23 protein-coding genes and 1 pseudogene are annotated in these 21088 nt (G+C 69.9%); 9 read left to right on the top strand and 15 right to left on the bottom strand.

The window, feature by feature from the left end:
* Positions 1-448: 448 nt before the first annotated feature.
* The 5 genes from ACQ143_RS09900 to ACQ143_RS09880 form a co-directional block, all read right to left on the bottom strand.
* The gene (locus ACQ143_RS09900; RefSeq protein WP_449570516.1) at positions 449-1486 is read right to left on the bottom strand and encodes a CPBP family intramembrane glutamic endopeptidase; all 1038 of its coding nucleotides are present in this window, start codon (positions 1484-1486) and stop codon (positions 449-451) included.
* A 53-nt stretch (positions 1487-1539) separates the two neighbouring features.
* Positions 1540-2247 (bottom strand): pyrimidine reductase family protein, encoded by a 708-nt coding sequence (locus ACQ143_RS09895; RefSeq protein WP_449570515.1) that lies wholly within the window; start codon positions 2245-2247, stop codon positions 1540-1542.
* Positions 2247-3239: a dihydropteroate synthase gene (gene folP / locus ACQ143_RS09890; RefSeq protein ID WP_449570514.1), complete on the bottom strand. Its 993-nt coding sequence runs from the start codon at positions 3237-3239 to the stop codon at positions 2247-2249. Before folP ends, ACQ143_RS09895 begins: the two co-directional genes overlap by 1 nt.
* The gene (locus ACQ143_RS09885; RefSeq protein WP_449570513.1) at positions 3236-4456 is read right to left on the bottom strand and encodes an NAD(P)/FAD-dependent oxidoreductase; all 1221 of its coding nucleotides are present in this window, start codon (positions 4454-4456) and stop codon (positions 3236-3238) included. Before ACQ143_RS09885 ends, folP begins: the two co-directional genes overlap by 4 nt.
* 80 nt (positions 4457-4536) lie before the next feature.
* The gene (locus ACQ143_RS09880; RefSeq protein ID WP_449570512.1) at positions 4537-4959 is read right to left on the bottom strand and encodes a hypothetical protein; all 423 of its coding nucleotides are present in this window, start codon (positions 4957-4959) and stop codon (positions 4537-4539) included.
* A 52-nt stretch (positions 4960-5011) separates the two neighbouring features.
* Between ACQ143_RS09880 and ACQ143_RS09875 the strand changes: the two genes are divergently transcribed.
* From ACQ143_RS09875 to ACQ143_RS09860, 4 genes are all read left to right on the top strand, one after another.
* Positions 5012-5542, top strand: coding sequence for a TetR/AcrR family transcriptional regulator (locus ACQ143_RS09875; protein ID WP_449570511.1), 531 nt, complete (start codon positions 5012-5014; stop codon positions 5540-5542).
* A 58-nt stretch (positions 5543-5600) separates the two neighbouring features.
* The gene (locus ACQ143_RS09870) at positions 5601-6293 is read left to right on the top strand and encodes a response regulator transcription factor (RefSeq protein ID WP_449570510.1); all 693 of its coding nucleotides are present in this window, start codon (positions 5601-5603) and stop codon (positions 6291-6293) included.
* Between the two features lie 8 nt (positions 6294-6301).
* On the top strand, positions 6302-8176 hold the full coding sequence (locus ACQ143_RS09865; RefSeq protein WP_449570509.1) for a sensor histidine kinase: 1875 nt from the start codon (positions 6302-6304) through the stop codon (positions 8174-8176).
* Between the two features lie 116 nt (positions 8177-8292).
* Positions 8293-8580 (top strand): WXG100 family type VII secretion target, encoded by a 288-nt coding sequence (locus ACQ143_RS09860; protein WP_449570508.1) that lies wholly within the window; start codon positions 8293-8295, stop codon positions 8578-8580.
* A 52-nt stretch (positions 8581-8632) separates the two neighbouring features.
* Here the strand turns inward: ACQ143_RS09860 and groL are convergent, their stop codons facing one another.
* The 5 genes from groL to ACQ143_RS09835 form a co-directional block, all read right to left on the bottom strand.
* Complete coding sequence (gene groL, locus ACQ143_RS09855; protein WP_449570507.1) at positions 8633-10252, bottom strand: chaperonin GroEL; 1620 nt, start codon at positions 10250-10252, stop codon at positions 8633-8635.
* A 114-nt stretch (positions 10253-10366) separates the two neighbouring features.
* Positions 10367-11425, bottom strand: a complete 1059-nt coding sequence (locus ACQ143_RS09850; protein WP_449570506.1) for a DUF3048 domain-containing protein — start codon at positions 11423-11425, stop codon at positions 10367-10369.
* 106 nt (positions 11426-11531) lie between these two features.
* Positions 11532-12107: a LytR C-terminal domain-containing protein gene (locus ACQ143_RS09845; protein ID WP_449570505.1), complete on the bottom strand. Its 576-nt coding sequence runs from the start codon at positions 12105-12107 to the stop codon at positions 11532-11534.
* A 9-nt stretch (positions 12108-12116) separates the two neighbouring features.
* Entirely contained in the window at positions 12117-12368 is a 252-nt protein-coding gene (locus tag ACQ143_RS09840) for a DUF3263 domain-containing protein (protein ID WP_449570504.1), read from the bottom strand.
* Positions 12369-12377: 9 nt separating this feature from the next.
* Positions 12378-13382, bottom strand: coding sequence for a DUF2332 family protein (locus tag ACQ143_RS09835; protein WP_449570503.1), 1005 nt, complete (start codon positions 13380-13382; stop codon positions 12378-12380).
* Positions 13383-13453: 71 nt separating this feature from the next.
* On the opposite strand from ACQ143_RS09835, the gene msrB reads away from it, so the two are divergent.
* Both msrB and ACQ143_RS09825 read left to right on the top strand, forming a co-directional pair.
* Positions 13454-13858, top strand: a complete 405-nt coding sequence (msrB, locus tag ACQ143_RS09830; protein WP_449570502.1) for a peptide-methionine (R)-S-oxide reductase MsrB — start codon at positions 13454-13456, stop codon at positions 13856-13858.
* 1 nt (position 13859) lies between these two features.
* A complete protein-coding gene (locus ACQ143_RS09825; RefSeq protein ID WP_449570501.1) occupies positions 13860-14438 on the top strand; it encodes a nitroreductase family protein in 579 nt (192 codons plus the stop codon).
* On the opposite strand, the gene ACQ143_RS09820 is transcribed toward ACQ143_RS09825, so the two are convergent.
* Positions 14429-15379 carry a DMT family transporter gene (locus ACQ143_RS09820; protein ID WP_449570500.1) on the bottom strand — a complete coding sequence of 317 codons (951 nt, stop codon included), beginning with the start codon at positions 15377-15379 and terminating at the stop codon, positions 14429-14431. The two genes, ACQ143_RS09825 and ACQ143_RS09820, sit on opposite strands and share 10 nt — an antisense overlap.
* An 86-nt stretch (positions 15380-15465) precedes the next feature.
* On the opposite strand from ACQ143_RS09820, the gene zapE reads away from it, so the two are divergent.
* Positions 15466-15798, top strand: coding sequence for an AFG1/ZapE family ATPase (gene zapE / locus ACQ143_RS09815; RefSeq protein WP_449570499.1), 333 nt, complete (start codon positions 15466-15468; stop codon positions 15796-15798).
* Positions 15799-15880: 82 nt separating this feature from the next.
* Here zapE and ACQ143_RS09810 read toward each other — a convergent pair whose 3' ends face one another.
* From ACQ143_RS09810 to ACQ143_RS09795, 4 genes and pseudogenes are all read right to left on the bottom strand, one after another.
* Positions 15881-16465 (bottom strand): hypothetical protein, encoded by a 585-nt coding sequence (locus ACQ143_RS09810; protein WP_449570498.1) that lies wholly within the window; start codon positions 16463-16465, stop codon positions 15881-15883.
* Positions 16466-16467: 2 nt separating this feature from the next.
* Positions 16468-16896: a helix-turn-helix domain-containing protein gene (locus ACQ143_RS09805; RefSeq protein WP_449570529.1), complete on the bottom strand. Its 429-nt coding sequence runs from the start codon at positions 16894-16896 to the stop codon at positions 16468-16470.
* Positions 16897-17040, bottom strand: a pseudogene (locus ACQ143_RS09800) (helix-turn-helix domain-containing protein); the annotation flags it as partial.
* A gap of 729 nt (positions 17041-17769) precedes the next feature.
* Positions 17770-17904: a hypothetical protein gene (locus ACQ143_RS09795; protein WP_449570497.1), complete on the bottom strand. Its 135-nt coding sequence runs from the start codon at positions 17902-17904 to the stop codon at positions 17770-17772.
* 68 nt (positions 17905-17972) lie between these two features.
* On the opposite strand from ACQ143_RS09795, the gene ACQ143_RS09790 reads away from it, so the two are divergent.
* Together ACQ143_RS09790 and ACQ143_RS09785 are read left to right on the top strand one after the other, a co-directional pair.
* A complete protein-coding gene (locus ACQ143_RS09790) occupies positions 17973-18608 on the top strand; it encodes a hypothetical protein (RefSeq protein ID WP_449570496.1) in 636 nt (211 codons plus the stop codon).
* Between the two features lie 129 nt (positions 18609-18737).
* Positions 18738-21020: an ATP-dependent nuclease gene (locus ACQ143_RS09785; protein WP_449570495.1), complete on the top strand. Its 2283-nt coding sequence runs from the start codon at positions 18738-18740 to the stop codon at positions 21018-21020.
* The last annotated feature ends 68 nt before the right edge of the window (positions 21021-21088 follow it).

Raw genomic sequence — 21088 nt, 5'->3', positions numbered from 1 at the left:
AGCCGCTTCCCGCACGCTGCCCACCGACACCGCCAGTCGCAACACCCCCACACGAGACTCCAACAACACCTCAGGACCCACGCCCCACCTCCAGATTCAGGTGTTGCACTGACCCCCTGAATCTGCCACCTCATAAGCCCCACAAGCGCCAAGTTGCGCACTGGGGCCTGGTGGTGGAATGGCGGCCAGTGGGCAACGCGACGCGCCCGCTCCACTAACTTGCGGGGTCGGGCGGGGCGCGGCCCCACGTGCAGCCAGGCAGGCAACACCAGCACCGCACTCAACTTGGCGCGTATGTGGGGTATGACCGCCTCATAAGCCCCACAAGCGCCAACTTGCGCGCTCGGGCGAGCGGCGCGGGCGCAACTTGGCGCGTATGAGGGGTATTGCCGCCTCATTTGCCCCACAAGCGCCAACTTGCGGGACGGGCGCGCGACGCCGACGCGGCTCAGACGGCCGGCGGCGGCGGCGCCGCCGCGACCCAGCCGGCGGGCGGCGCCGAGGCGGGCACGGGCTGCAGCACAAGCGTGCGGGGCAGGCGCCGCTTGCGGAACAGCCACTCCACGACCCCCGCGTAGGCGAGCACGACCACCGTCGACCATACGAAGCTGCCGACGCCCGGCGACGACGCGTTGATGTCACTGAGCCCGAACAGGGCGAGCAGGAACGCCAGCAGGTTGTTGACCACGTGCAGCCCGATCGCCGCTTCCAGGCCGCCGGTGCGCCACGTCAGCCACCCGGCGACGACGGCGAACACGCCGACGCTCACCTGCCCGAGCGGGTCGTACAGGTGGCCCAGCACGAACAGCGGCACCGGCAGCAGGATGGCGAACAGCGGATGCCGCAGCCACCGGCCGATCGCCTGCTGCAGGTACCCGCGGAAGATGTACTCCTCGGCCGCGCACTGCAGCGGCACGACGAGCAGGATCACCAGCAGGCTCGCGAAGAAGAACGGGTTCTCCCCCGGATGCATCACCGTGCCGCTCGTGTCGACGATCTCGTCACTGGGCAGCAGCGCCGACAGCGCCGTGAGCACCACGGCGACCACAGCCGCCGCGGCCGTGCACAGCAGCATCCACCCCCAGCGCAGACGACCCGCGGCCGACGAGAGCAGCCCGATGCGGCGCCCGTTGACGATGAGGGATGCCAGGACGTAGGCCGGCCACATCAGCACGATCGAGCCGAGCAGGAAGGCGAGCATGACCGGATCGGCCAGGTCGAAGGTCACGTCGGCACCCATCGACAGCAGCCATTCGCCCGCCGCGGGCACGGCGAGCGCGGCCACGAGCATGACGACGAAGATGACGGCGAGGAAGGCGACGTAGATCGCGACGCCCAGCACGCCGACCACGAGCGGCGTCCACCAGCCCGACCGGCGCCGCGCGAACACGAGCCGGTGGAAGGCGAGGCCGCCGACCGTGGCATCCTCCGGCAGCGGGCGCGGTGCGACAGGGCGTGGCGGAGCGGCGTGCGGCGGTGTCGTCATCCCTCCATCCTCCCCGATCCGGCGGGGTGCTCCCTCCATCCAGGGGCGCCCGGTCACTCCATCCGGTACCGCAGGAAGACGAAGCCGTCGTCATCGGTCAGCACGCTCAGCGGCCGCGCCGGACGGTCGGCCTCGGGCACCCCCTGGGCGATGCGCCCGGCGGGCCCGGCCACCACCCGCGGCGCGAGCGTCAGGCACACCTCGTCGACGATCCCGGCGTGCAACAGCGTGCCGAACAGGTGCGGCCCGCCCTCGCACAGGATCTGCGGCAGCCCCCGCGCCGCCAGCTCCGCGCGCATCTGCGGCAGGTCGACGGATGCCGCGCCCACCACGATCACGTCGGCGACACGCCCCAGCTCTTCCCGCCGTGCGGCCGGCGCGCCGGCGTGGGTGACCAGCACCGGCCGCGTGACCGCCTCGGCGAAGAACGGGTGTCCGGCGTCCAGGAGCAGGTCGTGCGAGATCACCGCCATCCGCGGTTGATCGGTCAGGCCCTGCGCACGGCGCCAGGCGACCTGGTCCTCCTCCAGGCGCACCCCGCCGTAGCCCTCGGCGCGCACGGTGCCGGCGCCCACGAGCAGCACGTCGGCCATCGTGCGCAGCACCTGCATGAGCTCCCGGTCGGTCTGCCCGCCCAGTCCGCCGCTGCGGCCGTCGAGAGTGACGGCGCCGTCGAGGCTCGACACGAAGTTCATGCGGATGCGCGGGGTGGTGCGGTCGGGCAGCGCGTACGCGTCGTACAGCTCGGTGGTGGTGGGCATCAGTCGTTCCCCTCCGGTCGCAGGTTGTGCCGCTCGTACGCCGGCTCGCGCCATCCCTCGATGGCCTCGACCATGCGCACCGCGTCCACGGTCTCGGACACGTTGTGCGCGCGCACGATGCGGGCCCCGTGCAGCGCGCAGTACACCGCCGCGGCCAGCGAGCCCGGGACCCGCTGGTCGCGCTCCCGGCCCAGCGCCTCGCCGACGAAGTCCTTGTTGGACAGGGCGACCAGCAGCGGAAAGCCCAGTTCGGTGAACGCCGCCAGCCGCCGGGTGAGCTCCAGCGAGTGGCGCGTCGTCTTGTTGAGGTCGTGGCCGGGGTCGACGACGATACGGTCGGCCGGCACGCCGCGGCCCAGCGCGAGGTCGGTGCGCTGCCGCAGGAAGGTCACCACCTCGGCGACGACATCGTCGTAGTGCGGCTGCGGCAGCACGGTGCGCGGCGCCGCGAGGCTGTGCGCGACCACGATCGCGGCACCGCCGGCGGCCACCACGTCGGCCATCGCCGGGTCGTGCAACCCGGTCGTGTCGTTGATCAGGGCGGCACCGGCCTCGATGGCCGCCTGCGCGACCTCGGGCCGGAATGTGTCGACCGAGACGGGCACGGTGGATGCCAGGGCCCGCACCACCGGCACCACCCGGTCGATCTCTTCGGCGACGGGCACGGGCGGCCCGGGGGCGAACTTCACCCCGCCGATGTCGACGATGTCCGCGCCGGCGGCGGCCGCGGCCCGGCCGGCGGCGACGGCGGCCTCGAGCCCGTCGGTGGCGCCGTGGTCGTAGAACGAGTCGGGGGTGCGGTTCACGATCGCCATGACCGCTATCCGCCGCGACAGGTCGAGGGTCGTCCCGCGCAGGCGCAGCGTCGTGCCGCCCGGCGCGCTGTCGGCCGCGCCGCTCTCGGCCGCGCCGCTGTCGGGCACCCCGCTGTCGGCCACCCCGCTGTCGGCCGCGCCGCCGTCGGCCGCGCCGCTGTCGGGCAGCTCGCTCACGCGGCGAGGTCCGCGAGCGGCACCCCGGGGTCGGCCAGGCGCGCCAGGTCGATGCGCGCCCCGGAGCGGATGAGCGCCTGGACGTGCTCGTTCACATCCCACACGTTCACGTTCATGCCGCCCACCACCCGTCCGGCATCCACCCAGAACGCGACGAACTCGCGCGCGTCGACGTCACCGCGCACCACGATGTCGGCCCCGTCCATCAGCGGCGGATAGCCCGACAGCTCCATGCCGAGGTCGAACTGGTCGGTGTAGAAGTACGGGATCTCGTCGAACCGCGCCCGCAGCCCGCGCATCGACCGGGCCGCCACCTTGCCGGTGCCCAGCGCGTTGGCCCAGTGCTCGCTGCGCAGGTGCCGCTGGATCACCGGGTGGTACGGATTGGCGACGTCCCCGGCCGCGAACACCCCGGGCGCGCTGGTGTGCAGCCCCGAATCGACATGGATGCCGTCGCTCACGCGCAGCCCCGCCGCTTCGGCCAGGGCGGTGTTCGGGGTCGCCCCGATGCCGATGAGCACGAGGTCGGCCGGCACCGTCTCGCCGTCGACGACGACCCCGTCGGCACGATCGGTGCCGGTGATGGCCTCGACCCCTGCCTCGGTGCGCACATCGACGCCGTGGGCGCGGTGCACGCCGCAGAACAGCTGACCGAACCGGGTGCCGATCGCGTTCGCCAACGGGACGGCCTCGCGGCCGATCACGGTCACGGTGTTGCCGAACCCGCGGGCGGTGGCGGCGACCTCCATGCCGATCCATCCCGAGCCGATCACCACGAGGCGCTTGTCGCCGGCGCGCAGGGCGGCCGCGAGCGCTTCGGAGTCCTCGATGCGGCGCAGCATGTGCACCCCGGGCAGGTCGGCGCCCGGGATCGGCAGCGGCCGCGGTGAGGCCCCGGTGGCCAGCAGCACGGAGTCGTAGGTGAGGGTCGCGCCGTCGGCGAGCGCGACGGTGCGTGCCGACGGGTCGAGGCGGGTCGCCGTCACGCCCTGGCGAAGGTCGATGCCGTGCTCGGCATACCAGTCGGCGGGATGCAGGAGCACGGCATCGATGTCTTCGGTGCCGGCGAGGTATCCCTTCGACAGCGGCGGGCGCTGGTGCGGCGGATGCGGCTCTTCGGCGATGAGGGTGACGTCGCCCTCGAACCCCTCACGCCGCAGTGTGGCGGCCGCCGTTCCCCCGGCGACCCCTCCCCCGATGATGACCATGTGCGACATCGCGACCTCCCGCCCTCGCCTGATGCCGACCATAGAACCCGGCACCGGGCTTTGTCGACAGGTCTGTGCGCGCAGCGCGCTCAGGCCACGGCGGCGATCGTCGCGCCGATGCACACGCCCAGGCACGGGAAGTACACCGCGCCGGCGAACGCCGCGTGGAAGGCGACCAGCGGCGGCAAGGCCCCGCGGAACACAGCGGCGATGGCGGCGCCGTAGTCGCGGAAGAAACTCTGGCGTTGCCCGGTGAGCCGGCGCCACCGGCCCACGAGCAGGAATCCGTCGCCGATGGTGTTGCCAATCGTGAGGCCGACGAAGGCCAGCCAGCCCCACACCACGGCGTCCGTGACCGCGAAGGTGATCCACAGCACGAGCGAGATCACGCCGACCGACACGTGCGCGAGCACCGGCGGTGCGCCCGGCCGCCCGGCCCGCCACCAGCGCACGAACAGCCCGAGTCCCGCGATCATCTGGATCGCGAAGAGCGCGGTGACGACGTGGACCATGGCCAGAGGATACTACTTTCGTAGTAGTTGCGCGAGACCTAGAGTCGATGACATGGCCACCACTCGCGAACGCGCCCTCGACGCCGCCGTCGAGGTCGTGGCCGACGGCGGGATGCGCGCCCTCACGCACGCGCGGGTCGATGCCCGCGCGGGCCTTCCCGCCGGCTCGACGTCGAACTGGTTCCGCACCCGCGACGCGCTGGTGACCGGTCTGGTCGACTGGATCGCCGAGCAGGAGCGGGCCGACTACCGGGCCGGGCCCCCGGCATCCGTCGACGCGTTCATCGACGCGCTGACCCGCATGATCGAGGTACAGACCACGCACCACGCGGCCCGCACCCGCGCACGGTTCTGCCTCTTCCTCGATGCACACAGCGCGCCGGCGCTGCGCCGCCAGCGGGTGGCGTTCGAACAGTGGCTGCAGGGCATCGCCACCACGCTCGGCATGCCCGACCCGCCGGCGGCCGCGCGCACGATCCTCGCCTGCGGCAGCGGCCTGGTCATGCACCGCCTGACCGTCGACCCCGGCGCGCCGGTGCGGCCCAGCGTGGAGCGCGCGGTGCGCGGGTGTCTGCCCACCTGAATCCGACAGATCGCGCGATTTCCAGGCACGTCATCGATTCCGATGCCAGTATGGGCCTATGACCGCACCGCGCATCCTCGTCGTCGACGACGAACCGAACATCCGGGACCTGCTGGTCACGAGCCTGCGCTTCGCCGGCTACCAGGTCCGCGCCGTCGCCAACGGCGCGCAGACGATCTCCGCCGTCCTCGAAGAGGAACCGGACCTGATCATCCTCGACGTCATGCTCCCCGACATGAACGGGTTCAGCGTCACCAAGCGCCTGCGGGGCGCCGGTTACACCGCCCCGATCCTGTTCCTGACCGCGAAGGACGAGACCGAGGACAAGATCGAGGGGCTCAACGCCGGCGGCGACGATTACGTCACCAAGCCCTTCAGCCTCGACGAGATCGTCGCCCGCATCCAGGCGATCCTGCGCCGCACGATGCAGGCCGACGAGGAGTCGTCGATCCGCGCGGGTGAGCTGTCGATGGACCAGGACACGCACGACGTCAAGGTCGGCGACGTGTCGATCGACCTGTCGCCCACCGAGTTCAAGCTGCTGCGCTACCTCATGCTCAACCCGAACCGGGTGCTCAGCAAGGCGCAGATCCTCGACCACGTGTGGGAGTACGACTTCAACGGCGACGCCGGCATCGTCGAGAGCTACATCTCGTACCTGCGGCGCAAGATCGACCCGCACTCGTCTGAGCCGCTCATCCAGACCAAGCGCGGATTCGGCTACATGCTGAAGGTCGGCAAGTCGGCCTAGGAGCCAGCATGCCGCCCCAGGCCGCGCACGCGAAGAAGACCGACCGCCTCACCGCCTGGTGGCGCGGCATCAGCCTGCGCGCGAAGGTCACCGGCGTCACCGTGGCGGTGCTCGCGATCGGCCTGGTGGCGGCCGGCATCGGCACGATGGTGTTCCTGCGCACGACGCAGATCACCGCCATCGACCAGAACCTGCGGCAGATCGTGCCGACCGACATCGCCTCGACGATCCTGGATGTCGAGGTCGTCGACGGGGTGGCCGTGTTCTCCGAGTCGGACAGCGCCGCGCCCACCCAGTTCTTCGTCGCCGTGTACGGCGCCGACGGCGCGCTGCTGGCCACCGGCGGCGGGTCGGGCCCGGCCGAACCCGATTTCCCCGACGAGTTCTCCCTCGACGAGACCCTCGTGACCGGCACGACGCCGTTCGAGCTCACGTCGGCCGACGGCCGCGCGACGTTCCATGCGAGCGTCGACGCGCTGCAGATCCCCGGTGCCCGGGAACTCAACACCCAGCTGATCGCCCTGCCACTGGCGCCGGTGAACCAGACGGTCGCGAGCTTCATCGGCATCTACACCGCCCTCGCCCTGCTCGTGCTGCTCATCGCGGCGTTGCTGACGCGATGGGTGGTCACCCTGACCTTCCGCGGCCTCGGGCAGGTCGAGGAGACCGCCATGTCGATCGCGGCGGGCGACTTCAGCCAGCGCATGGGCGACATCTCCCCGCGCACCGAGGTGGGGCGGCTGAAGACCGCCATCAACGCCATGCTCGACCGCGTCGACCAGGCCCTCGGCCAGCGCGATGCCACCGTCGCGCAGATGCGGCGGTTCATCGGCGACGCCAGCCACGAACTGCGCACTCCCCTGGTCACCGTGCGCGGCTACGCGGAGCTGTACCGGATGGGCGCCATCTCGGGCGACGAGCAGATCGCGCAATCGATGGAGCGCATCGAGAAGGAGGCGATCCGCATGGGTGTGCTGGTCGAAGACCTCCTCGCCCTCGCGCGCCTCGACGAGCGCCGAGACCTCGTCGTCACCGAGATCGATCTGGTGCCCATCGCCCGCGACGCCGTGCTCGACGCGCGCGCCACCTCGCCCGAACGCCAGGTCACCTTCCTCGACCGCACCGCGACGAGCACGACCGCCCCCTTCACCCCGACCACACTCGAAACACCCGCCGCCAAGCGCGCGCCCACGGGCCTGATCGGCATCGCCGGCCTGCTCCGGCGCCGCCCGCGACCGCCGGTCCCCTCCCCGAACGTCGCCCTGACCGCGCCGATCACCGCGGCCGGACGCGACGACACCACCACCGGGTCCACCCCGACGGATGCCGCGGGCCGCGACACCGGGGACCGCCGCGCCGCGGGAGCGTCGGGCGCCGGAACCTCCGCCACACCCCCGGCGGACAAGCCGCGGCGCGGACAGAGCGGGACGCCCGCCCGGCCACCCGGCCCTGCGGCGATCGTCCTCGGCGACGACAACCGTATCCGCCAGGTCGTGGCCAACCTGCTCGGCAACGCGCGGCGCTACTCGCCCGAGGCGAGCCCCATCGAGATCGCCGTCGGCGTGGACCGCGGCGCGGCGATGGGCTGGATCGACGTCATCGACCACGGGCCGGGTGTGCCCGAGCAGATCCGCGACAAGATCTTCCAGCGGTTCTGGCGCGCCGACACCTCACGCACGCGCGAGACCGGAGGGTCGGGTCTGGGCCTGTCGATCGTGGCCTCCATCGTCGAGGCGCTGCACGGCACGATCGAGGTGAGTGAGACCCCGGGCGGCGGCGCCACGTTCCGCGTCGCATTCCCGCTGGCCCGCCGTCCCGAGGCGACCGACCACCTGTTCATCGAGACCCAGCCGCTGCCTAAGCTCCGCGACACCCCGGCCTGACGCCGCCTCCTCCCCAGGCGCCGGGCGCCGGCATCCCTCCACCGATCGGCCCGGAACGCTCTCCGCGTAGCGGCGCCGTGCGTAGCGTGGCGGCATCCGGACCGAAAGGAACACTCATGGCCGTCTTCTCCGTCGACAGTGATGCCGTCCTCACGGCGACCGCGGCGATTCGCGCGACCGGTGACCGCATCCAGGGCGAGACCGCATCGATGCTGGGGCAGCTCACCCAGCTGCAGGGCTCCTGGACCGGCGCGGCGGCGTCGGGGTTCCAGGCTGTGATCGAGCGCTGGCGGGCCGCGCAGCGTGACCTCGATGCGGCACTGGCCGACATCAGCACGGCGCTGGGCGCGGCCGGTCAGCAGTACGCGCAGACCGAGCAGGCCACCGCCGGACTGTTCCGCTGAAACGCAGAAGAGCCCCTCCGTGTGGAGGGGCTCTTCTGTCAGTGGGTATGGATCAGAAGTCCATGCCGCCGGTCGGGTCGGCAGCCGGAGCCGCAGCCTTCTCCGGCTTGTCGGCGACGACCGCCTCGGTGGTGAGGAACAGGCCGGCGATCGACGCGGCGTTCTGCAGCGCCGAGCGGGTGACCTTGGCCGGGTCGATGATGCCCGCCTCGAACATGTCGACGTACTCGCCCGTGGCCGCGTTCAGGCCCTGGCCGGCCGGCAGGTCGGCGACCTTCGCGGCGACGACGCCCGGCTCCAGGCCCGCGTTCATGGCGATCTGCTTGAGCGGAGCCTCGATGGCGACCTTGACGATGTTGGCGCCGGTGGCCTCGTCGCCCGAGAGCTCGAGACCGCTGAAGGCACGCTGGCCCGCCTGGATCAGCGCGACGCCACCACCGGGGACGATGCCCTCCTCGACGGCCGCCTTCGCGTTGCGGACGGCGTCCTCGATGCGGTGCTTGCGCTCCTTGAGCTCGACCTCGGTCGCGGCACCCGCCTTGATGACGGCCACGCCGCCGGCGAGCTTCGCGAGGCGCTCCTGCAGCTTCTCGCGGTCGTAGTCGCTGTCGGTGTTCTCGATCTCGCGGCGGATCTGGGTCACGCGGCCCTCGATCTGCGCGGTGTCACCGGCACCCTCGACGATGGTGGTCTCGTCCTTGGTGATGATGACCTTGCGGGCACGGCCGAGGAGGTCGGTCGTGGCGTTCTCGAGCTTGAGGCCCACCTCTTCGGTGATGACCTGGCCGCCGGTGAGGATCGCGATGTCCTGCAGCTGCGCCTTGCGACGGTCGCCGAAGCCGGGGGCCTTGACGGCGACCGACTTGAAGATGCCGCGGATCTTGTTGAGCACCAGCGTCGCGAGAGCCTCGCCCTCGACGTCCTCGGCGATGATGAGGAGCTCCTTGCCCTCCTGGATCACCTTGTCGACGATCGGCAGAAGGTCCTTGATGTTCGAGATCTTCTGGTTCGCGATGAGGATGTACGGGTCCTCGAAGACGGCCTCCTGGCGCTCCGGGTCCGTGACGAAGTAGGGGTTGATGTAGCCCTTGTCGAAGCGCATGCCCTCGGTGAGCTCGAGCTCGGTGCCGAAGGTGTTGGACTCCTCGACGGTGACCACACCCTCCTTGCCGACCTTGTCGATGGCCTCGGCGATCAGGTCGCCGATCTCGGTGTCGGCCGCGGAGATCGACGCGGTCGCGGCGATCTGGTCCTTGGTCTCGACCTCCTTGGCGTCGGCGAGCAGCTCGTCCGACAGCGCCTTGACGGCCTTCTCGATGCCCTTCTTGAGCGAGATGGGGTCGGCGCCGGCCGCGACGTTGCGCAGACCCTCGCGCACGAGCGCCTGGGCGAGGACGGTCGCGGTGGTGGTGCCGTCACCGGCGACGTCGTCGGTCTTCTTCGCGACCTCCTTGACGAGCTCCGCGCCGATCTTCTCGAACGGGTCGTCGAGCTCGATCTCCTTGGCGATCGAGACACCGTCGTTCGTGATCGTGGGGGCGCCCCACTTCTTCTCGAGCACGACGTTGCGGCCGCGCGGGCCCAGGGTCACCTTGACGGCGTCGGCCAGCGTGTTGAGGCCACGCTCGAGGCCGCGGCGGGCTTCCTCGTCGAAAGCGATGATCTTTGCCATAAGTGTGTCGTCCCTCCCGGACGTGACGTTCAGTCTTTAGCACTCTCCAACGGTGAGTGCTAACCCATTCTGGCACTCGACCATGGGGAGTGCAAGCCGCGCGGCGCGGAGCGATCAGCCGCGGACGGTGACGCTGCCGGTGGTGGGCACCAGCTCCACCCAGGTGTTGCCGGGCGCGAGTTTGACGAGGCGGCCGGCGGCGTTGCGGAGGGTGATCCTGTCGGTGCGGCTGTCCTTGCTCCAGGTGGCGGTCATCACGCTGCCGCCGGTGGAGATCCAGGCCTTGCCCTCGCCGACCATGACCGTGCGCGGGATGATGCCGTACGACCAGTCGATCGGGACGCTGAGCACGACGACGTTGACCGCCGACAGCTGCGTGCCGCCGGCATCCACGTCCTTGCGTCCGTCCTGCGCGCGCAGGTAGGTGCCGGAGGCGGCGTCCCAGGTCCAGGATCGCGGCGACTCGGGCGTGAAGCGCACGTCGATGCCGGCCGAGGGGGTGCCGAAGGCGGGGGCCCAGCCCTCGTCGGAATAGTGGAACTGCGCCGGGGGCGCGTCGAGGTCGTCGTAGGCGGCGACGATGTCCTGTGCCTTGAGCACGACGTTGTGCGGGGCGCGCTTGCTCGTCGCCCGGTACATGAACCGGTCGTCGGCGCCGCCGTGGATCGCGTTGTGCAGCTCGGTGTTCCGCATCATGCGCACGAACCGGGCCTGGCCGCCCGAGTAGGCGATGATGCCGCCCAGCGGCGAGACGATGTCGGGGTCCATGGGGCGGATGCTGCGCACCGGGCCGACCTCGTCGGGCACGTCGGAGTGCCAGACGGCGACGTAACGGGTCAGTCCGCCCTCGACGAGCTCCTCGAACACGATGTCGGTGTGCTCCAGGCCCCACTGCGGCCGGGCATCCCAGTGGTTGTCGATCTTCGCCGACAGCGCGGGCGTGTCGATGGCGGTGGTCAGCTCGGCGCCGGTGAGCGGGGCGAACACCGGCTCAGGAGTCGGCGTCGGTGTGGGGGTGGGCGTCGGGGTCGGCGTGGGAGTGTCCACGGTCGCGCTCGGGGTGACCTCGGGCGCTGCGGACGTGCAGCCGGCCAGCAGCGCGAACGCGACGATCACGACAGCCGCCAGTGTCGCGCGGCGACGGGCAGGCCGCGACGATGCGAGAAGGGTCACCGGGGAAGGATAACCCGGCGGCATGTCCTGTCCGGTCAGCGCGCGGGTGGTGCGCGGGATGCCGGGTGCCCGGTCAGCCGGTGCTGCGGTGGATGCCGGGGTCCGGTCAGCCGGTGGTGCGGTCCAGGCCGATGACGACGACGAGCTGGCGGGCCTGGCTCTCGTCGGGGTCGGTGGTCGGGTCGTCGGTGGGCTGATAGGAGTCGTTGCGCGCGACTTCGGCGCCGCCGATCACCTCGGCCAGGCCCCGCGCGGCGCCCTCGTCGTCGGCCGTCGGGTAGTAGACGGTCGTGGTCGGGAAGTCGTTGCTGCCGGCCTCCCCCGCGATGATGTCGTCGGCGGCCCAGCCGCCCGCGATGATCGTCTCGCTCATCGAGCTTGCCAGGCCGTCCTGGTCGGTGGCGTTGAGCACGAGCACCGAATAGGTGGTGTCGACGACGGCTTCGACCGCCGGGGCGTCGGCGACCGGGGTCGGCGGTGCCTGGGGGCCGGCGCCGAGGCGGCCGGTGGCGAGCAGGGTGCCGAACACACCGAGTGCGACCAGCACGATGGTCGCGATCGCCGACCACATGATGATGACGCCGACGCGCAGTCGCGGGTTCTCGGCGCGGTGCACGCCGATCCGCTCGACGTCGGCGGGGAGGTCGTCGAAACGGTCCTTCGGGTAGATCGTCCTCGGCACCAGAGAATGCTATCCGGCCGTACCTGTGAGCGCGGCCGACCGGGCACGCTCGCGGCTGTCGCGCAGCCGCCGCAGCCGGTGCACGAGCATCGGGTCGTAGGCGACGGCGTCGGCCGCGTCGAGCAGCCGGCTCAGCAGCTGGTAGTACCGCGCGGGGGTGAGGCCCAGCTCGGTGCGCACGGCTTCCTCCTTCTCGGCGTCGTGACGCTGCCAGCGGGCTTCGAAGTCCAGCAGGGCGCGGTCACGGTCGGAGAGGGGCACCTCTCCACGCTAACCGGCGGTAGGTGCCGGACCCGGGAGCATCTCCAGCGCGCCGCCGAGCGGGTCGGCGGCGGCGAGCACCTCGCCGTCGAGGGCGAGCGCGAACCCGCCCGGCCACGTGTCCGCGTCGACGGGCGCCATCCACGCGTCGTGCAGGCCGGGGTCGTCGAGGGTGATCCAACGTCCGGCCCGGCGGGCGGCGGCGATGACCGCCATCCGGCCGGGGCGGGGGATGTGGGCGAGCACGCCGGGGGTGGTCACCACGAGCGTGGCCTCGGGCGGGGCGGAGGCCGCGACCTCGTCGAGCAGATCGACGGCGTCGCCGGCGGTGAGCTGCGGCGGCTCGGCGGCGGCGATGCGCAGCGCCGCGCGCACCCGGTCGGCGCGCCCGGTCTCCCCCGGCCAGACCAGTCCGGTCAGCCAGCGGGCGGTGTCCGGTGCCGCCGGATCGAGCGGTTGCAGGTCGATGCCGGCGCGCCAGACGATCTCGGGCAGCGTCACGGTGGGCATCCCGCCGGCCACCCGGCAGGTGAGTACCACCGGCGACGGGCCGTCGGCGGGGTCGAGCCGCACCTCGCCCCGGTCGGTCAGGTAACGGTAGGAGTAGCGGTCGGGGTACAGGCACAGGCCGGCGCTCGCGCCCACCTCGAGCAGGGCGATCGGCCCGGTGATGCGGCTGAGGGCCGGCAGCAGCGCGGCGCAGCGCAGCGGCTCGTTGGTCTGCAGGCTCCGGCGGCCGCACTCGGCGACGACCTGGTCGCCGTGCGCGAGCAGCCACTCCCGCCAGAGCGCGTAGTCCGGCTCGCCCGAGCCGAGCAGGCGCGTCACGGCGAACACAAGCGGCGGCTGCCGGTGGGATGCCGGGATGCGGCCCACCAGCGCGCACACCTCCGGGTCGCGGGCGACCCCGGCCGCCCACGCGCCGTACACGGCCGACCGGCCGGGTGCTTCGCGGCGCGCGAACCTCGCGTAGCGGGCGGCGACGGCTGCTGCGGCATCCATCGTTTCGGCCATGTGACCATTGTGACGCCGGGACGGAGCCGACCCCGGAGAACAGCGGTTAAATGGAGGCAGAAGGAGTCGACATGACCTACCGCGTGACGAAGACCGACGAACAGTGGCGTGCAGAGCTCACCCCCGAGCAGTACGCCGTGCTGCGCGAAGCGGGCACCGAACGCCCCTGGACCGGTGAGCTGCTCGATGAGCACCGTGCCGGGCTGTACACGTGCGCCGCGTGCGGCGCCGAGCTATTCCAGGCCGGGACGAAGTTCGATTCGCACTGTGGCTGGCCGAGCTTCTACGAGTCCATCCGCCCCGAGGCCGTCGAGCTGCTCGAAGACAACTCGCACGGCATGCAGCGCACCGAGGTCCGCTGCGCGAACTGCGGCGGGCACCTCGGGCACGTGTTCCCCGACGGGTTCGGCACCCCGACCGGTGACCGGTACTGCATGAACTCGCTGTCGCTGAGCTTCACCCCGGCCGAGGACTGACATGTCGGGCGCGCTTCAAGCCGTGCGCGCCCGACGCTCATGGTCGAAGGTCACCGACCAGGCGCCGACGCACGCGGAGCTGCTGCCGCTCATCTCGGCGGCCGGCCGCGTGGCCGATCATTCATCGCTGCGCCCGTGGCGACTCATCGAGCTGCGCGGCGACGACCGGCTGCGGCTGGGCGCGGCGCTGGCCAAGGCGGCCGGCGACGACGAGCCGTCGCGGAAGCCGTTGCGCGCCCCGCTGCTGATCGCGGTGGTGGCCAGCTTCCGCAAGAGCGGCAAGGTGCCCCGGTGGGAGCAGGAGGCGGTGGCCGCGGGCGTGGCCCACACGCTGAGCCTGCTGCTGGACGAGGCCGGGTGGGGCGTCATCTGGCGCACCGGAAGTCACACGCGCGCCAAGGCGGTCGCGAAGGCCCACGGCCTGGACAAGAACGAGGTGCTGCTGGGCTGGCTGTATGTGGGCGGCAAACCGCCCGGCGCCAAGATCGGGCGCCGCAAGGCCGTCGACGCCCGCGCGCAGGTGAGCCGGATGCCGGCCAAGAAGAAGAAGGCGAAGGACGCCGCGGCGCCTCAGGAGTGACGGCGGCGCCGTCGCCACGGTGCGGCGGCCACGACGACCGAGCAGATCGCCAGCGCGATGGTGATCAGGCCGAGCAGCCAGCCGCCGGCCGCTTCGGCCGGCCACAGCAGGTCGAGCACGTAGGCGGTCACGAGCTGGCCGGTGACCGAGCCGAGACCGAACAGCAGCACGCCGGTGTACGCCACCAGCGCCGCCGACAGGATGATGTAGATCACCCCGAGCACGCCGCCGAGGTACAGCCACGGGTCGGTCGGGGCGGGCTGCGGCGGCCCGACGACGATGATGTGGATGCCGGCGGCGACCAGCAGGATCGCGGTGCCGCCGATGAAGTTCACGAGCGTCGCCGTCATGGGCGAGTCGATGCGCTGGCGTAGCCGGCCGTTGGTGGCCTGTTGCCACGAGATGCCGATGCCGGTCAACAGGGGCAGCACCAGCATCCACCACGGCACCTGGCCGAGCACGCCGCCCTGCAGCGAGAGCACGACGGCCGCGATGGCCAGTGCCCCGCCCGCGACGCGCGGCATCGTGACGGCGACGACGCCGGAGGGCCCGTAGCCGGTGCGGTCGAGCACCAGCCCGCAGATCGCCTGTCCGGCGACCACGCCGACGGTGAACAGCGACACCCCGATGATCGCGACCGCCAGGCCCTGCGTCGCGGTGGTGAGGGCGCCGGCGGCCCCGCCGACCAGCATCCACCACGGGATGGTGCGCCCGCGCACACCGGTGACCAGGCGGACGAACCCGCGCCGGCCGGCCGGGAGCGCCGCGGTGAGCACGATCAGCAGCACGAGGCCCGAGCCGAACGAGATCGCCGCGGCGAGGATGCCGTCGTCCAGCCGCAGGCCGAGCTGCCCGTTGATGCGTGCCTGCACCGCGGTCATGACCCCGGTCAGCACCGCGCCGCCGAGGGCGATCCAGGCGGGCAGGGGGCGTGCGGTCACGAGCGGCGAGTCTACCGGCGGGGCCGCGTCCGCTTCGCACGCCGGCATCCGGAACCGCCCCCGCGGCGGCGTGGCACGCTGGAACTGTGAGAGGAACCGACTCGCTCGTGCGCGCCGTCGAAGCGGCGGCGGCCGCGACGTTCGATCAGCTGTGCCGGGCCGCCACCTCGACGGTGGAGTACCTGCACTGGGCGGGTGCGTTCGGGCACTGGACGGTGACGGGCGTGCCGCGGCTGAGCACCGTCGACCCGGAAGCGCAGCAGCGGTTCATCAACCTCATCGACGTGCTCGTCGACGCGGACGTCCGGGTCGACGTCTTCGCGGCCGTGGACCTGGACACGTTCCTCGCCGACGCGTCCCCCCGCCCGGACGCGTTCCGCATGGCGAGCCGCCTGCGGCTCCTGCGCACGGGTGCGTGATGACAGTGCCGGCTACAGGACTCGAACCTGCAACCCCCTGTTTACAACTTTACAACCCGTTCGCCTTCATCCAGGATGCTCGCTACAGCACGACCGGCCCCGGCGAGGGAACGTGCTCGGGAAGCCCCCCGTCCAGGATGGCGTTCACCATCGCCACGGCACGGTTGGTGAGGCCATCGCCCGGGTAGAAGTCTTCGTAGAGTTCTTCCGCCGCTTCGAGAGTCGTGATCTGGCACAGCGCCAACAGTTGCCGGATGTCATTGGTGTCGCGACCCGGACGATTCGCGCGCAGCTTCATCGCAAGCATCGCCTCCTTGTCTGCGACCTGAATAACGATGCCGTGCTGGTCGTAGATCGTCTCCCATGTGACCGAACGACGCCCGAACATCGGGATCGAACCGGTGAGCTCAACGTTGAAATTGAGCCAATCGGCGCCCCATCCTCGCGCTGTAGCGACTCTCGCCGCTGCCGCTGCGACGTCGGCATCGTTGCCCGGTTGGATGTGCAATGAGTCGAGATCCTGCGTCGTGCCTCGCGGGAAGTACCGAAGTGCCAGAGCCGCACCACCGACGAGCCGGATGCCCGCGATGAGGTTTTCCGAACGCAGCTCCGCGATGAGCGCACGCAGCCCGTCCAGGATGTCTTCGCGGTCGAGCGTGGTCGTCATGTTCATACACTCGCGAACGTGTCACGCCATACGAGCACACCGCGACGGGCGAACTCTTCGGGAACCTCCGGGGCCGGCGGTGTCGGATCGGCCGGATCGATCGTCAGTGCCGTGGGTTCGGAGAGGTGACGGCTCGGATCATCGACCCACGCTGGCGTCGGCACTCCGTCCTCACGCAGGCGCCATGCCACCAGAGCGGCAATCGCGGCATCCCAGGCGCGGTGACCCGTCGACTCCGGTTCGGCCAGGCCAAGAATCCCCCGGACGAGCCCGCGCTCTGCAACGAGGTTGTCGTTGAGCTGCAGCAGCGCGCGCAATGCGAGTTCCGTGTTCCCGCTCTTGAGGCGTGTGCGGATTTCAGCCGCAACGGCAGCGGCGTCGTCGCGCTGAGTCGGTGCGGAGTACAGACGGTGGCCGGCCCCTGCGAGCAAGCGCTCCACGGTACCGAAGTCAGTCTCACGCCCGCGCTCTGACCGCGAGACCCTGCTCTGATCGATCCGCACACGATCTGCGAGCTCCCGCTGCGTCAGTCGCTTGCTCTTGCGAGCGGACCGGATAAGAGTCGAAGCCACCATGCCGCACCTCCCAAATATGGCGCCTAAATCATATTTTAGCACCGCGCCAGCTCTGGGTCAGCGCCGGATTCCCCACCGAATCCGCGCCCCATCGCATTCGACGGCGACGGCGACGGCGCACGGTCACCTGCCCAGTCTGCGGGTATGGATCAGCGGCTGCCCGGTCACGGTTGGGCTGCCCAGAGCAACGTGACAGTGCCGGCTACAGGACTCGAACCTGCAACCCCCTGTTTCGACTTCAGGTGTACATCTTTCCGCCTATGATCAGGGACTTTGTGCTCGTGGCGGCGTGAAATCATTACTATCGAATACCCACCAGTACGCGCGCAGAGCCCCGGATTTCTGCGGTTACCCGAACGCCGTCATCGAATTCCGTGACGGTTTCCGGACCGGATTCGGACCCACCGTACAGGCCCCCGCATCCCGATCAACCCAGCCAAGGCAACCGGACCCGGCCGTCGCCCGTGGTGACGAGCGCCGAGCGTGTGCTCGCCGCGTGACCTGGAAGTTGAGCGCCGAGACCTTGCTCGTCATCGGGCTGTCTACACTCTGCACACGACACACATCTATGAGTCCGACGCCGTCGCTTTGATAGCCGAGCTGAGGGCAGCGGCCGGCGGCAACTCAGAGCTCCTCGCGCGAGAGGTCGGGAGTTGGGCCGGTATTACGCGATGGGCGCGCCTGTGGTCAGTGCGGCAATCTGCATGGCTTCGAGCAGCCGGGCAGCATTCACCCGCCGCGGGCGATGCGCCCGCGGGGCAGCCGCAGGCGCCGAGCCTGGTCGAAACCGGTGACGACGGCGTCACCCTGCCGCAGATGGCCGGCGGTCTCCTCGGCCTTTTCCTCGGCTCCCTCCTCGGTCACCGGTTCGGCCGGTGGGTGCTGCGCAGCCGCAGCAAGGTCCAGGGCTGACCGTGAGCCGCACTGCTCTCGTGAACCCCGTCGTGGCGCTCGTCGCCACGACGGGGTTCATCCTCGCACTCCTGCTCAGCGCGCCGGCCTCCGACGTGGAGGTTGCGCCGGCGACGGCACCTGCGGCGGCAGCGGTTGAGCCCGAGCGTCTGAGTGCGCTCATTCAGATCGGCCCGGCAGCGAAGGAAGCTCCGGCCGAAGAAGCACCGCCCGCGGTCGAGGCGCCGACGCCGCAGCCGGTACTGGCGATTGAGACGACTGGCACGATGCCGTTCTCTCCCACGCTCGAGCCGCCGCACTTCGATGACGTCTTGCGCATCGTGGACCCGGCTGCCGGTTACACCACCGGCGCCGGCTCCAAGACCTACCTCCTCGGGCACAGCCGAACGCCGTGGCGGGGTTGGAGTCCGGCGAACGACTGGCACGCCCTGAAGGAGGGCGACGTCGCCACCGTGGACGGCAAGACGATGCGCGTGGCAGAGCGGTTCGTGGTCGCCAAGACAGCAATCGCAGGTGTGCCAGGTCTCTGGGAGCACGCCGCGGGGTGGGTTGTCGCGATCACATGTGTCCCGAAGTTGTCGGGCGAGGTCGCCGATCAGAATCTTGTGGTCATTTTCGAGCCTGTGGGCGACGGTGGGTGCAATCGCCTCCAGTGATGACCCGAAGGCTGACTACGCGCGGGAACTACTCCCTGTCGCCGGCCCGAACGCCTCGATGTGGACCTGTGCGGTGTGCGGCAACGCGGGCGCATTCGCCTAACCGCTCGCGTCCGATAGCGTGCAAGCGTGGACTCCGAGATAGTTGGCTTCATCTTCCCGAATGACCCTCTGCTGGAAACTGCCGAACCTATCGAGCTCCAGCCCGGACTCAATGTCGTTTACGGCTTGAACGGTGCGGGGAAGTCTCGACTGCTGAAAGGCGTGGGAAACGCCCTCCGCGGGGTGGACAGCGACGTAACCGTCGCTGTTGTCGTCCGAGTCCACCGGGAGCTTCTCACCGAATCTTCTGGAGTGCCAGATCCCGACACGGAAGTTGAGGTTTTCGGCCGCTCACCGGCACAGGCTATTGCAGCCGGGCTCGTGCCGACGTCATACCTGTCGACAGGGATCCAAGAATTCGCGCGACCGATCGATCAGCGCGTCCAGAGTTCGGCAGACGTCAGGGAGCTCCTGGACGACCTGATTTGGCGCCGTTTGGGTGGCGAATCTCATCTCGCCACCGAGATTGCTGACGATGGCCTCTTCATGATGGTGCCCTCCGGGACTTCGGACAATCCTTCGTGGAATGTCTGGCCGGTTGCTGACCTCCGGCGCCCACACGCCAGCAAGGTGGTGGCCGTGATAGACGCGCTGGCCGAGCGTCTTGATTCGGCAGCCGAAGTTCCGTGGTTGGAGCGCGTAGGAGCATTGGAGGACGTCGTGACCGCGAGTCCGTTGTTTCCAAGCTTGTACAACGGGCTGTGGTCAATCGGTGCGGAGTCCCGCGCGATCAGCCCCGCGCCATACCAGGCCTACGAGATCGGCCAGCATGGCGCAGACCAAGTCGAACCAGTACGCGTCGTGGGACGCGTCGACTTTGGTATCGAGCTGCTGGACGACACCTCGGACGTCACTGAGCTGACACGGATGCATATCGGAATGCTGGATGCCCTTGCGTGGAGTGTTGCGGCAGAGGGTGCCGATGCGGTGACGACAGAGCTATTCCGGTCGCATGGCAGTCGCCTGCTGTCGCCAAGCACGAGGAAGAAGCTGACGGACGACAGTGCGGCCGACCCGGACTGGGTCGACGCCATAGTGCGGCTCTACTCATCCGGAGCTGATCCGTCAGAAGCCGACATCGAGTTCGATCCATCTGTCGTCGAGTCTCTGATGTCCGAGATCCGCCTCGACCTTGAATCACGAGTGAATGACCAACTCCAGTCGGTGCTCCTCGATGCGCCTATCGCGACCCTGGATGTGGCACCGGCAGTGTCCCGCTTCCTCCAGGAGCCGTTGGTATGGAGGTTCGGTCCTCGTAGATTGCGGCTCGCGGTGCTGTCACGAGCGGAGAGACTCTGGGCCGAGCGTGCGATCCGGGAGGCGGTGCATAGCCAGGCTCGGGACCTAGCATTCGGGCGCGGATACAAGCGACCGCCTCTTGTGATCGTGGACGAACCTGAGTCAGCGTTACATCGTGCAGCTGAGGCACATATGGCGCGCACGCTCCGAGGGCGCGCCGCAGACGGATCGATCGTCCTTGCCGCCACCCATTCGCCCGAACTGCTCGATGCACCGGAAGGGAGGATTGTTGAGGTGAAGCGGGGAGCAGCGGCGTTTGGGCGATCGCTCGTCCACGTGCTCGATGCGCCCGACCGAAAGGCGTTGGCCGATCTCGGGCTCTTGCCGAGCGACTTGCTCCGGTGGCCACGTGTCATTTTGCTTGTCGAAGGTGAGCACGACGAAGCGATCCTTGAGGAGCTTCTGAACGAGCGCCTGCGCCGGGCAAGAGTAAAGATCATCCCATTGCACGGCGGTGTGAGGCTCTCACACACGATCGACAGCCAAGTGCTCTTCGATCACACCGACGCTCACATCGTTGCGGTGCTCGACAATCTTCGTGCAGACAGGCTGACCGAGGTCTGGAATGCCGCGGTTGCCCTCGCAGTTGCGGGTGATGTCTTCGCGGCGAAGGAAACGGTGGTTCGGGGCCTCCCGGATGACCGCACCCGCAAGGGAGACGAGGCGAGTTATATGAAGGGATGGCTGACGGCAGCCCTCGATGCCGGCCTACACGCGAGAGCAACACCGTACGGTCTCGGTGCGGTTGACGTGATTAGGTACCTCCCAGTCGACGCGCTTGTGCCGGGCGCAACGAGTTGGGCAGAGTTGGATGCGCAGCATCAGGAAGAACTCGACACCGCGCCTCCGGACAAGAGACCGCCTCGTGACTTCAAGAAGTGGCTCGAGCTTCGCCTGAAAGTGAAGATCGAGACGCCACGGCTGCGCCAAGTCGCACGAGGTCTTGCAGTGCCACGGGATATCGAACGGTTAATGAAGACCATCGAAGCAATCGGTGGCGAGGTCCGCTAGGCAACCGTCGCCGAGTGGCAGGGTCGACACAAACGATCGATTGTGACCGGGCCCACTGACCGCCGCCC

It is taken from the genome of Microbacterium pollutisoli, assembly GCF_053586795.1.
The sequence above is the reverse complement of the archived record's forward strand: the minus strand, read 5'-3'. Positions and strand labels throughout refer to the sequence as shown.